General features: G+C 67.0%; 13 protein-coding genes. 12 read left to right on the top strand and 1 reads right to left on the bottom strand.

Annotated elements, in window-relative coordinates; all coding sequences use genetic code 11:
* Positions 1–121 precede the first annotated feature (121 nt).
* From ACW176_RS14440 to ACW176_RS14495, 12 genes are all read left to right on the top strand, one after another.
* Positions 122–2,320, top strand: a complete 2,199-nt coding sequence (locus ACW176_RS14440) for a flagellin N-terminal helical domain-containing protein (RefSeq protein WP_492109620.1) — start codon at positions 122–124, stop codon at positions 2,318–2,320.
* A gap of 616 nt (positions 2,321–2,936) precedes the next feature.
* A complete protein-coding gene (trbB, locus tag ACW176_RS14445) occupies positions 2,937–3,845 on the top strand; it encodes a P-type conjugative transfer ATPase TrbB (protein ID WP_492111937.1) in 909 nt (302 codons plus the stop codon).
* Between the two features lie 26 nt (positions 3,846–3,871).
* Positions 3,872–4,264: a TrbC/VirB2 family type IV secretion system protein gene (locus ACW176_RS14450; protein WP_492109621.1), complete on the top strand. Its 393-nt coding sequence runs from the start codon at positions 3,872–3,874 to the stop codon at positions 4,262–4,264.
* Positions 4,264–4,533: a VirB3 family type IV secretion system protein gene (locus ACW176_RS14455; RefSeq protein WP_492109622.1), complete on the top strand. Its 270-nt coding sequence runs from the start codon at positions 4,264–4,266 to the stop codon at positions 4,531–4,533. Before ACW176_RS14450 ends, ACW176_RS14455 begins: the two co-directional genes overlap by 1 nt.
* A gap of 7 nt (positions 4,534–4,540) precedes the next feature.
* Positions 4,541–6,991: a conjugal transfer protein TrbE gene (gene trbE / locus ACW176_RS14460; RefSeq protein WP_492109623.1), complete on the top strand. Its 2,451-nt coding sequence runs from the start codon at positions 4,541–4,543 to the stop codon at positions 6,989–6,991.
* Positions 6,988–7,710, top strand: a complete 723-nt coding sequence (gene trbJ / locus ACW176_RS14465) for a P-type conjugative transfer protein TrbJ (RefSeq protein WP_492109624.1) — start codon at positions 6,988–6,990, stop codon at positions 7,708–7,710. Before trbE ends, trbJ begins: the two co-directional genes overlap by 4 nt.
* Positions 7,707–7,964: a putative entry exclusion protein TrbK-alt gene (gene trbK-alt, locus ACW176_RS14470; RefSeq protein WP_492109625.1), complete on the top strand. Its 258-nt coding sequence runs from the start codon at positions 7,707–7,709 to the stop codon at positions 7,962–7,964. The genes trbJ and trbK-alt overlap by 4 nt, the downstream gene beginning before the upstream one ends.
* Positions 7,961–9,223, top strand: a complete 1,263-nt coding sequence (gene trbL, locus ACW176_RS14475; protein WP_492109626.1) for a P-type conjugative transfer protein TrbL — start codon at positions 7,961–7,963, stop codon at positions 9,221–9,223. Before trbK-alt ends, trbL begins: the two co-directional genes overlap by 4 nt.
* Complete coding sequence (gene trbF, locus ACW176_RS14480; RefSeq protein WP_492109627.1) at positions 9,223–9,909, top strand: conjugal transfer protein TrbF; 687 nt, start codon at positions 9,223–9,225, stop codon at positions 9,907–9,909. The genes trbL and trbF overlap by 1 nt, the downstream gene beginning before the upstream one ends.
* Positions 9,909–10,757, top strand: a complete 849-nt coding sequence (trbG, locus tag ACW176_RS14485) for a P-type conjugative transfer protein TrbG (RefSeq protein WP_492109628.1) — start codon at positions 9,909–9,911, stop codon at positions 10,755–10,757. The genes trbF and trbG overlap by 1 nt, the downstream gene beginning before the upstream one ends.
* Positions 10,754–11,887, top strand: a complete 1,134-nt coding sequence (locus ACW176_RS14490; protein WP_492109629.1) for a TraB/TrbI/VirB10 family type IV secretion system protein — start codon at positions 10,754–10,756, stop codon at positions 11,885–11,887. The genes trbG and ACW176_RS14490 overlap by 4 nt, the downstream gene beginning before the upstream one ends.
* A 2-nt stretch (positions 11,888–11,889) precedes the next feature.
* On the top strand, positions 11,890–12,105 hold the full coding sequence (locus ACW176_RS14495) for a DUF2274 domain-containing protein (protein ID WP_492109630.1): 216 nt from the start codon (positions 11,890–11,892) through the stop codon (positions 12,103–12,105).
* Positions 12,106–12,107: 2 nt separating this feature from the next.
* Here the strand turns inward: ACW176_RS14495 and ACW176_RS14500 are convergent, their stop codons facing one another.
* Positions 12,108–12,542, bottom strand: coding sequence for a helix-turn-helix domain-containing protein (locus ACW176_RS14500; RefSeq protein ID WP_492109631.1), 435 nt, complete (start codon positions 12,540–12,542; stop codon positions 12,108–12,110).
* Positions 12,543–12,669 lie beyond the last annotated feature (127 nt).

A 12,669-nucleotide genomic window follows, 5' to 3' on the forward strand; every position in this document is an offset into this window, starting at 1 on the left:
CGGCGTCCAATCTTGGCGGCGCCTGGATGGACAAGCTCTACCTGCGGTGTTCGTTTTGCATCGTGGGTTCAGTCGGCACAGGCGGCGATCAGTCACCCAGAAAAGCATTGCCCCCCACACGATGGTCTCGATCAACACCAACGCGAGCCAGTTGAGTGCTCTGCAGTTATTGAGCGGCGCTGATGGGCAACTGCACCAGATCGAGAACCGCATTGCGACGGGGCTGAAGGTCGCCACCGCCAAGGACAATGGCGCGTTTTGGGGCATGGCTGTGGCGGCGCGGTCGGCGCTCGGCGACTACGGGGTTCTGGATAACGCGCGCGATCACGCCGGCAGCCTGCTCGACGTTACGCTCTCGGCGACCGAGGTCGTGTCCGATCTCGTCGATCGGATGAATGCGCTGGCGCTGGCGGCGACCGATCCATCGTTGTCTGACACCGCGCGCGCCTCGCTCGACGATCGGTTCCAGATGCTGAAGCGACAAATCGACCGCGCCGTAGGCTCGGCCGGTTTCGACGGCACGAATTTGCTCGACAGCAATGGATCCAACTTTCTCGACTATGGCCCCGGCGTCATTGAGGATGGCGGTTCCCCTGCGATTACGTGGGGGTCTCCGGCCCGGACGGGGCAGGAGCCGTTGGTGGGCGAGGCCTTGAACCTCCACTTCGGTTTCGCGGGCGAAGGCCAGCAGAACGAACAGATCGAAGGCACGGTCAGCTACAAGCTGCGCTATTTCGACGGCGGCTCGACCGTCGAGTTACCCTTGGCCAATCACACCATTCCGCCGTCGACCCAGGTGGGGCCAGGTCTTCCGCCCTACGACGCTGTTGAATCCGTCGCCATGCCGCCGATTCCGACCACGGCGACCAGCGTGCAGATCTATGCCGAATATGTGGGCCGCTATCCTTCGCCGGATGGGGAGCCGGTCGACGATGTGCTGGGTAATGGCGCCCCGCGCAGCGACTTGCTGGCCACCCGCGAGCCGCACCTGCTGGCCCAATGGTCGGAGCGCGACTGGATCTCCGCTGAGCGTAGCTCAAGCGCCCATACGCTTGGCTATGGCGCAATCACGATCATTGACGACCATGATCCGTCGAAGGCGATCAGCGGCGGAACCGAGCCGGGCTCGACCCTGTCGGGGACCCTGCGGCTTGACGATCTCGATCGCGGGATTGACACACTGGGGGCTCAGGCGACGGTTTTGTACGAAGTGTTCGACGTTTCCTCGAACACTTGGGTCAGCAAGGCCTCGGCCTTAGCCACGCCCAAAGCCTATGGCCCGGCCGGGGCGCCAGTCGATCTGGACTACAGCCTGACGATCCCGAGCCCCGCGCCGAACGAGGATTTCTCGCAGGCCCGGGTCAGGGCGGCTGTTTCCACGCAGCATGACGGCAAGGCGACGTTGTCGGCCGGCTCGAGCACCGAGCCTGGTTCGGCGGTCACCATCTCGACCGTCAGCATGACCAATTCGTCCTGGTCGTATCTAGAGGCCGCATCCTCGGGCGCGCGCATATCGGGCTATCTTCGCCCGCAGAGTGGCATCGCTGACGAAAGCTACGATGCCGCCACGGATTTCATCCTGCGGTGGAATGACGGCTCGGTCTGGCAAGAGCAGGTTATTGGCAAGCAAAATCTTGCGAGTCTAGGCTCGGACAGTTCGCCCAATCAACGGTTCAGCCTCCCGATCCCCAACCTGGCCGACCCTGTCACTCAAGCCCAGATCGTCGCCCGCACGACGATCGTCCATGACCCTTCCGGAACGCCGACAACCGAAACCCATGAGATCCAGATCCTGGACTGGGACGGAACCAGCGCCAGCAATCACGCTCAGGTGGTCACGCTCGGCACGTTCGATAACCGTGTCCCTGCGCTGGACAAGGATCCCCGTCGGCTTGAGATCGTGACCAAGGTCGACACGCTCGACAGTATCTCAGGCGACCTGACGCCCATTCGCGAGAAGGATACGCGCACCGTTGGCCTGACGGGCTTATCCCTGGAAAGGGCGTCGATTGGAACATTCGACGACGCCCAAAAGGCGCTGCGCTATGTAAAGGCGGCTCACGCGAGAGTCAGCGCTCAGACACTCTACTACGCGGGCCGGGCTGACGCTTTCTTGTCGGCCAAGCGCATGGAAGCAAAGGTCGCCGACCAGACCCAGATCAATCTCGGTCAGCTTGTCGATACGGACCTGGCCAAGGAGGCGGCGCGGCTGGAGGCGGCGAAGGTCAAGCAGAGCTTGATTGTTCAGGCGCTTTCCATCGCTAACAACTTGCCGGCGATTGTGCTGAGCTTGTTTCAGCCAGGCTCGTCGCGGCGGTAGTACGAGCCCGCCAGGTGCAATCGCTATCGGCCATGCGGCGCACCGGCCCAACCTCAGCTCGACGGGGCGCGTAAAGGTCTCGGGTCTGGAGAGACACCAAATGTCCGTATCTGGCGGCTGCAGTGCCTTGCGGGCATTCCACTTGCCGAGATGAGTCTGCGGTGGCCTTTCAGCCGCCAGCGCGCGACGGGTAATCGGTCTTGCGGCGCAGGGTGAGAGCGTTGCCTTCAAGAACTCCCCACGCGCCGCGCCTCGCCGCTGTCCGGTGAGATGGCTTCTGACCACAGATCGATCGTGACCGTTGTCGATTGTTTCGTCGAAACGGTGATGGCGGGAGTCAACTCGATGAGTTCACCGCCCTCCACGCCCTCCACGCCCTCCACGCCCTCCACGCCCTCCACGCCCTCTACGCCCTCTACGCCCTCTACGCCGTCACGGCGCCTTTGAGCTGACCGCAGTCCGTCAACCACTTCTTTTCGTCCGCCAAAGCCCTACGCCGCCTATCGGACTGTTGCGGGACCGGCAAATGCGGCCCCTTTAGTCGTCCCCATCATCAATGGGGATCGTCGTGGGCCAGATCCAGGATCAGAACCAGGCCGCAGAGCGCAGCGCCAGGATGCTGCGCACGGCCATGGGCGCGGCCATCGCCGAATGGCTTGTCGAGCCCGCCGTCATTGAGATCATGCTCAATCCGGATGGTCAGCTGTGGCTGGACCGATTGGGGGAGGGGCTGTCGGCCACGGGCGTGTCGATGGCCGCCGCCGACGCCGAACGCATCATTCGCCTGGTCGCCCACCATGTCGGCGAAGAAGCCCATGGAGGCCGGCCGCGGATCTCGGCGGAAATGCCGCTGACCGGTGAGCGCTTCGAAGGCCTTCTACCGCCGCTGGTTCGCGCCCCATGTTTCGCCATCCGCAAGGCGGCCGTGGCGATCTTTGGCCTCGACGACTATGTCGCCGCCGAGGTGATGAGCGTCGAGCAGGCGCAGATCCTGGCCGAGGCGGTGCGGCGCCGCGACAACATCCTGATTGCGGGTGCGACCTCCAGCGGCAAGACGACCCTGGTCAATGCCTTGCTGCGCGAGATCGCGGGCGGCGATGATCGCGTCATTATCCTGGAAGACACTCGCGAGCTGCAGTGTACGGCGCCCAATCAGGTCGCTCTGCGCACCAAGGAGGCTGTGGCCTCGCTGCGCGATCTCGTCCGCTCGGCCATGCGTCTGCGCCCCGACCGGATCCTGATCGGGGAGGTGAGGGGCAGCGAGGCCCTCGATCTGATTAAGGCCTGGGGCACCGGCCATCCTGGCGGCGTGGCGACCTTGCATGCGGGCTCGGCCCTTGGGGCGCTGCTGCGCCTTGAGCAACTGATCCAGGAAGCCACGGTCACCGTGCCGCGCGCCCTGATCGCCGACACGGTCGACCTGATCGCCGTCCTCGCCGGTCGCGGCGCCCAACGTCGTTTGATCGAATTGGCCTGGGTCGAGGGGCTCGCGCCCGACGGCGCCTACCAGCTCACCCCAGCCTGACCCGTAACCCCACAGGAGATCGTCATATGGTCCATCGCCCGCCGCCGTCCGCTATCGGACAGGCTCAATCTCAATTGTCCCCTAGCGGGTCGAACCCGCGCCCGCTTCGTGTGGCGGCGAAGGTCGCAGCGACCGGTGTGGCCGTCACGGTCCTGCTGGCGATTGGCTCGGCTCAGGCGGCAGGCTCGTCGATGCCGTGGGAAGCCCCGCTGCAAAAGATTCTGGAGTCGATCGAAGGGCCGGTCGCCAAGATCATCGCGGTGATCATCATCATCATCACCGGCCTCACCCTGGCCTTCGGCGACAGTTCCGGCGGCGCGCGCAAGCTGATCCAGATCGTCTTTGGCCTGTCGATCGCCTTCGCGGCCAGCTCGTTCTTCCTGTCGTTCTTCTCGTTCGGCGGCGGAGCGTTGGTCTGATGGAGGAGGCCGCCACCGTCCCCGGCTTTCTGGCTCCGGTTCGCCGGGCGCTGACCGAGCCGATGCTTCTGGCTGGCGCGCCCCGCTCGGTGGCGCTGCTCAACGGCACCCTGGCCGCCGCCATAGGCCTGGGCTTGCGGCTCTGGCTCGTGGGCCTGGTGGTCTGGGGCGTCGGCCATGGCTTGGCGGTCTGGGCGGCGCGCCGTGATCCGCTGATCGTCGATGTGGCCCGCCGCCACGTCCGCATTCCTTCGCGTCTTTCGGTGTGAGGCGATCATGCTGAACCTGCGCGAATATCAACGCCGTCCTTCGAGCCTGGCTGACTTCCTGCCCTGGGCCGCCCTGGTGGCGCCAGGCGTCGTCCTTAACAAGGACGGAGCACTGCAGCGCACGGCCGGGTTTCGGGGGCCGGATCTGGATTCGGCGACGCCGGCCGAGCTGGTCTCGGTGGCGGCGCGCCTCAACGGCGCCCTGCGCCGCCTCGGCTCGGGATGGGCCGTGTTCGTCGAGGCGCAGCGCGATCCTGCCCAGGCCTATCCCGACAGCGAGTTTGCCGATCCGGTGGCCGGCTTGGTCGACGCCGAACGGCGGGCTGAGTTCCTGCAGGCCGGCGCGCATTTCGAAAGCCGCTACTTTCTGACCTTGACCTGGTTGCCGCCAGCCGAGCGCGCCAGCCGGATCGAAGGCCTGCTCTATGAGGGGCGGGACGATCACGGGGTCGATTGGCGCGCGGCCCTGGCGGGCTTCGTCGATCAGACTGATCGGCTACTCGCCTTGCTCGACGGGTTCATGCCGCAGGCTCAATGGCTGTCCGACCCAGAGACCCTGGCCTATCTGCATGCGTGCATCTCTACCCGGCGTCACCGGGTCCGGGTTCCGGAAACCGCCATCTACCTGGACGCCCTGTTGGCCGACGAGCCGTTGGTCGGGGGTCTCGCGCCCCGCCTGGGCGGGGCGTATCTGCGGGTCCTGACCGTCAACGGCTTTCCGACGATGACCTGGCCGGGGGTGCTTGATGAGCTTAATCGCCTGGCTTTTCCCTATCGCTGGTCGACCCGGGCTGTTTGCCTGGACAAGACCGATGCGCTTGGGGTGCTGGGCAAGATCCGCCGCCAGTGGTTCGCCAAGCGCAAGTCGATCGCCGGCCTGATCAAGGAGGTGATGACCAACGAGCCGGCCAATCTTCTCGACGGCGACGCCGCCAACAAGGCCGCTGAGGCTGATGCGGCGCTGCAGGATCTGGGCGGCGACGGTGTCGCCTTCGCCTACGTCACCGCCACGGTGGTGGTCTGGGACGAGGATCCGGCGGTCGCCGAGGAGAAGCTCCGGCTGGTGGAGAAGGTCGTTCAGGGCCGCGACTTCACCTGCATCCGTGAGACTCTGAACGCTGCGGAGGCCTGGCTAGGGTCCGTTCCAGGCAATGCCTACGCCAATGTGCGGCAGCCGCCGATCTCGACCCTGAACCTGGCGCATATGATCCCGCTGTCGGCGATGTGGGCGGGACCGACCGGCAACGACCATCTCAAGGGGCCGCCGCTCCTGCTGGCCCGCACCGAAGGCTCGACGCCGTTTCGGTTGTCGCTGCATGTCGGTGATGTGGGCCATACCCTGGTCGTGGGGCCGACCGGGGCCGGCAAGAGCGTGCTGCTGGCGCTGATGGCTCTGCAGTTTCGGCGCTACGACCGCGCCCAGGTCTTCGCCTTCGATTTTGGCGCTTCGATCCGGGCCGCCACCCTGGCCATGGGCGGCGACCACCACGATCTGGGCGCCGCCTTGGCGCCTGTCGCGGAGGGCGCGATCCGACTGCAGCCGCTGGCGCGGATCGACGATCCGGGCGAACGGGCCTGGGCGGCCGGATGGCTCGAGGCGATCTTCGCCCGCGAAGGCGTGGCGCTCGATCCAGCCGCCAAGGCTCTGGTCTGGAGCGCCTTGGGCAGCTTGGCCACTTCGCCGGCCGCCGAACGGACCGTGACCGGCCTGGTGGCCTTGCTGCAATCGGCGTCACTTAAGCAGGCCTTGCGGCCCTATGGCCTGGGCGGGCCGTTCGGCCGGCTTCTGGATGGCGAGTTCGAGCATCTGGGCGTCGCGGATGTGCAGGCTTTCGAGACCGAGGGCTTGTTGGGGGCGGCCGCCGCGCCGGCCGTGCTGGCCTATCTTTTTCATCGCATTGAGGGGCGGTTGGACGGCCGGCCCAGTCTGATCATCATCGACGAGGGCTGGCTGGCCCTCGATGACCCGGCCTTCGGCGCCCAGTTGCGCGAATGGCTCAAGACCCTGCGCAAAAAGAACGCGTCCGTGGTCTTCGCCACCCAATCGCTGTCGGACATTGAGGCCAGCCCCCTGGCGGCGTCGATCATCGAAAGCTGCCCGACGCGAATCCTGCTGCCCAACCCGCGCGCCCTTGAGCCCCAGATCGCCGCGATCTACCGGCGCTTCGGGCTCAACGATCGTCAGATCGAAATCCTCAGTCGGGCCACACCCAAGCGCGACTACTACGCCCAGACCCGGGCCGGAAACCGCCTGTTCGAGCTGGGTCTGGGCCCTATCGGCCTGGCCATCACCGCCGCGTCCTCCAGGGACGATCAGGCCGCCATCTCCGAGGTCTTGGCCGTGTCCGGTCCTGAGGGTTTCGCCGCAGCGTGGCTGGAGCGCCGAGGTCTCGACTGGGCCGCGCGACTTCTGACGCCGAAGGTTGGCGCCATAGTGGAAATGGAGAAGGTTTCATGAAAACAGTAATATCGACGCGAAGGCTAATGTTGAGCTTGGCGTTGTTTGGCGCCCTGTTCAGGCCGGCGGCGGCGCAGCTCACCGTCAACGATCCGATGAACTACGCGCAAAATGTCCTGCAGGCCGCGCGGAGCCTGGAGCAGATCAATCACCAGATCGCCTCGCTTCAGAACGAGGCGACGATGCTGACCAATCAGGCCCGCAATCTGGCCAGCCTGCCGATCTCGTCCCTGTCCCGCTTGCAAGCCCAAGTCTCGCGCACCCAGACCCTCCTGGGTCAGGCCCAGAAGCTGGCCTATGACGTTGACGCCATCGAGACCGCCTTCAAGGGGCAGTATGGCGCGCCGCAACTGGGCGCGACCGAGCAGGATCTGGTGGCCCGCGCCGAAGGGCGGTGGGCGACGTCTGTCGGCGCCTTCGAGGACGCCCTGAAGGTCCAGGCCGGCGTGGTTGGCGGGCTGGAAACCAGCCGGGTCGAGATGCAGGCCCTGGTCTCGGCCAGCCAGGACGCCACCGGCGCGCTGCAAGCCGCCCAGGCCGGCAATCAGCTGCTGTCCCTGCAATCGGCGCAGTTGGCGCAGATCGCCGCGCTGCTGGCCGCCCAAGGGCGGGCTCAGGCGCTGGAGGCGGCCGATCGCGCCGCCGCCCATGAGGATGCCAAGGTTCGCTTCGAGACCTTCATGGGCAAGAGCGGCGCCGCGCGCGCGCCCAAGCCATGACCGGGCGGCCTGATGCTCGACGGCTGGTGATTGCCCTTTGCGTCATCCTGGCGTTGGCGGGGATTATGGTCGTCATGGCCTCTATGGCGAACGGCCGGAAAGCCGCCCCAACCAAGCGTGACCGCCCGTCAAATCCCCTGTCGGCCGAGCTGCGGCGCTGCGGCGATCTGGGCGAGAGCGCCCGCGCCGATGCACGCTGCCGGGCCGCTTGGGATGAGAGTCGGGCCCGCTTCTTCGGGGAGCAGGGCTCGTGAGCGGCGACAGCAGCGGCGTGGTCAATCGCTTCCTGGAGGTCTTCAGCCGCTACATCGACAGCGGCTTTGGTCTGCTGGGCGGCGAGGTGGCTTTTCTGGCCACCACCCTGGTGGCGATGGACATCACTCTGGCGGCGCTGTTTTGGGCCTGGTCTCCGGGTGAGGAGATCCTGGCAAGGCTGGTGAAGAAGACGCTGTTCGTGGGCTTCTTCGCCTTTCTGATCGGCAACTTTCAGGCCCTGGCCAACATCGTCTTCGCCAGCTTTTCGGGGCTGGGTCTGAAAGCGACGGGTGGCGCGATGTCGGCGGCCGATTTCCTGCAGCCCGGCAAGCTGGCCCAGGCCGGGATCGACGCGGGGCGACCGCTGCTGGAGAACGCCGGCGAGCTGGCGCGCTTCCCGGGCTTCTTCGACAATTTCGTGCAGATCGTCGTGCTGCTGGTCGCTTGGCTTGTGGTGATGGTGGCCTTCTTTGTTCTGGCCGTTCAACTGCTTGTCACGATCATTGAATTCAAGCTCACGACCCTGGCGGGCTTCGTGCTCGTGCCGTTCGGGCTTTTTGGCCGCACGGCCTTCCTGGCCGAGAAGGTGCTGGGCAATGTCATGGCTTCAGGGATCAAGGTCTTGGTCCTGGCGGTCATTGTCGGCATCGGCTCGACGCTGTTCGACGAATTCGTCCGCGACTATGCCGGAGCACAGCCGACGCTGGAGGAGGTGCTGGCCATCGTGCTGGGCGCGGTGACCCTGCTGGGGCTTGGCATTTTTGGTCCTGGCATTGCCACGGGTCTGGTCTCCGGCGGCCCGCAACTGGGCGCCGGCGCGGCGGTTGGTACGGGCCTGGCGATCGGCGGTCTGGCCATGGTCGGCGCCGCCGGCGTCGGCGCCTTGGCCGGCGCGGGCGGCGCGCTGGCCGGGGCCGGGGCGAACGCGGGTGGCCGATTGCCCCCCGCCGGCTCCGGCGACGCCGGGCTTGGACCTGCCGCGCCCCGGGGCGGTGCAGGGCCCAGCAGGCCGCCGGGCGGAGGCGCCGACGGCGCCGCGTCAGGACTTGTCGCGGGACCGGGGCCACAGCCAGGGCCGCCCAAGTCCGGGTCCGGCGCCGATGCGAAATCCGACACCGCCTCGTCGCCACCGGCATGGGCCAGGGACCTGGAGCGCAGGCAAGCCCTGACGCACGGCGCGGCGGCCACGGCCCACGCCATCGCCGGCGGCGATCATGGGGGCGGTTCGACCACGGTTTCCCTGACGGAGGATCGCTGATGAACCCCTTCAAGCGCAGCAGCGCCCGCTATGGCGCAACCCCGGCCCCTGAAACGCCCTACCAGCGCGCGGGTCAGGTCTGGGATGAGCGGATCGGCTCAGCCCGGGTCCAGGCCGCCAATTGGCGGCTGATGGCCCTGGGATTGCTGGGCCTGAGCACAGCCCTGACCGGTGGCCTGGTTTGGCAGTCGGCGCGCGGGACGGTCACGCCCTGGGTGGTCGAGGTTGATCGGCTAGGCCAGGCTGTGGCCAGCGCGCCGGCCACCGCCGGCTATCGGCCGACCGATCCGCAGATCGCCTGGCATTTGGGACGCTTCGTTCAGCAGGTGCGCTCGATCTCCGCCGATCCGGTGGTGGTGCGCGACAATTGGCTGGCGGCCTATGACTACACGACCGAGCGCGGCGCCCTGGCCCTGTCCGACTATGCCCGTAGCGCCGACCCTTTCGCCAGGGTCGGCCGCACACAGGTCACCGTCGAGATCTCTAGCGTGATCCGCGCCTCGCCAGACAGCTTTCGGGTCGCCTGGACCGAGCAGCGCTACGAGGACGGCCAACTGGCGGCGACCGAACGCTGGACCGCCATCCTGACCATCGTCCTGCAACCGCCCACGAGCAGCGATGCGCTGCGCAAGAACCCGCTGGGCGTTTTCGTCCATGCCCTGTCCTGGTCAAGGGAGATGAGCTGATGTTCCGCCAGACCCTATTGCTATGCGGCGCCCTCCTGATGGCGACGGGCGCCGCCCGGGCCGAACCGCCCGCCGAAAGGCCGGCGGCGGCGCGGACCGACCGCTTGCCTCGGCCGGCGCGTGTCGCGCCGGTGACGCCTGAGGCCGGAGCCTCGCAGGTCTATCCTTATGTCGAGGGCTCGCTCTACCCGGTCTATGCGACGCCGGGCCGGATCAGCGACATTGTGCTGGAGCCTGGGGAAAGCCTGGTTGGCAATGGCGCGGTGGCGGCGGGGGACACCGCGCGGTGGATCATTGGCGACACCATCAGCGGCGCCGGCGCCACGCAACGGGTCCACGTCATGGTCAAGCCGACCCGGCCGGACCTGGCCACCAATCTGATCATCAATACCGACCGTAGAACCTATCACCTGGAGCTTCGGGCGACGGCGGCGGCCTATCTGTCGTCGGTGTCCTGGCGCTACCCCGCCGGTCAGCTGGTGGCCCTGAGCGGCGCGCCGCCTTCCGGCGCGGGGCCCTCCGTTATGCCGCCCGCCCCCGCGGCGTCCGATGCCGTGGACAGGCTGAACTTTGACTACACGATCCGCGGCCGGCCTGTCGCCTGGCGGCCGGTTCGCGTGTTCGATGACGGCGCGCAGGTCTTTATCGAATTTCCCCGCGCTATCACCCACGACGCCTTGCCGCCGCTCTTCGTGCGCGGCCCCGGCGGCAAGGGTCTGGAGCTGGTCAACTACCGGGTGCGCGGCAGGCGCATCATTGTCGATCGCCTGTTCGAAGCCGCCGAACTGCGGATGGGAACGGGCAGGCGTCAGAAGATCGTCAGCATCATGCGCGGGGCGGGGTCATGACGGGCGCGATCGCCGAGGACGAGAAGGCGATTGCCAAGGCCCTGCGGCTGCGTGCGCCGGCCCCGGTGGTGACGCAACTGTCGCGCAAGGTGCTGATCGGCCTGGGCGCGGTATTGATCGGGGGCCTGGCGGCCGCTCTGGCTTGGGGGCTGTCAGCCCGGTCGGGACGGCCGGCGGGGCCGGAGGTCTATGCGACCGGTGGCCAGCCCCCTGAGCGTCTGTCGGCCCTGCCCAAAGACTATGCCGGCCCGTCAAGGGATTTGCCGCTGCTGGGGCCGCCCTTGCCGGGGGATCTGGGCCGACCGATTGTCAGCGCGCAACGGGCTGGCGTCGAGGTCACGCCGACGGCGATGGCGCCGGTCCCTGTCGACCGGGCGGCGCGGGATCCAGGCGTTCAGGCGCGCGATGCCGTGCGCGCCAGCGGGCTCTTTCTGGCCAGCGCCACGCGACCCATAGCGGCTGGGTCCAGGGGGAGTGAGACCGTTGCGCCGCAGGCGTCCGCTGTGCAGCGGACCGGCGATCCGCGCCTGGTCAGCGCTGAGCGGCTTCAAGCCCCGGCATCGCCCTATCTGCTGCAGGCCGGGGCGATGATCCCGGCGGTGATGGTCACCGGCATTCGTTCTGATCTGCCCGGCATGGTCATCGCACAGGTCACCGAAACGGTCCGCGATAGCGTGACGGGCCAGCATGTGCTGATCCCGCAGGGCTCGCGGCTGATCGGAGACTATGTCAGCGACATCGCCTACGGCCAAAGCCGGGTCGCCCTGGTCTGGACGCGCCTGACCCTGCCCGACGGCCGCGCCATCGTCCTCGACGAGCTGCCGGCCAGCGACGCCGAAGGTTATTCAGGGCTGCAAGATCGGGTCGATCGGCACTGGCGGACGACCTTTGGCGCGGCCGTGCTCAGCACCATCCTGGCCATCGGCGCCGAGACGGGCGCTGACGATGGCGACAGCGATCTGGCCCGGGCCATTCGCCGTTCGGGCGCGCAGTCGGTGAGCCAGGTTGGCCAGCAGACGGTCGGGCAGGGGCTGTCGCTGGCGCCGACCCTGAGCATCCGGCCCGGCGCGCCGGTTCGAGTGATGGTCACCCGCGACCTTGTTCTGGACCCCGTAATGGAGAGGAGATGATCATGGCCACCCTCAGGCTCTCGACCCTTGAAGACGACACCCCGGTGAAGGTCAGCCTTGAAGTTCCAGGTCCCGTCTATCGCAACCTGACGGCCTATGCCGAGCAGATGGGCCAGCAGGCCGGAAAGGCCGCCGAGCCAGCCAGGTTGATCGTGCCGATGGTCGAGCTCTTTATGAAGGCTGATCGGGCTTTCAAACCCAAACGCGATCGGGGCTGAGCTCAGGGGGCGTCTTCATCGGCGGCTTCGTCATCGCCTTCGATGTCGAGCGCGCGCGCCAGGGCCAGGATCTGGCGGCGATGGGCCGGCTTGATGCGTGAGAGCCGCAGAGCCAGTTCAGCGCCATCGCGAGAGGCCAGGAAGTCGTTCGCCCTGGCGAGATTTTGCATGTGGTCCGGCGGCGCGCCGGTCTGCGTGTCGATAGGCGCAAGTCCCTCGAAGAACCAGCCGATCGGGCGGCCCAGGGCGTCGGCGGCCGCATAGAGCTTGGAGGCGCTGATGCGGTTGGATCCCAACTCGCATTTCTGCATCTGCTGGAAGGTGACGCCGAGCGCGTCGGCGACCGCGCGCTGACTGACCTTGAGCATTTGGCGCGCCAAGCGCAGGCGGGCGCCAACATGACGATCGACGGGATGAGGGTTTTGCTCAGGGGGCAAGGTGCGAATTCCTGGTCTCGAGTCTCAAGCAGAGAGGCCGTGCAGGCGGTCCAAACCGTCATGGCGCAGACGCTTTTACAGCCTTCAGGACTTGGTGGGAGACCGTCGTTCGACGTGACCGATTTGA

The organism is Caulobacter sp. FV1ye13L (assembly GCF_058681155.1).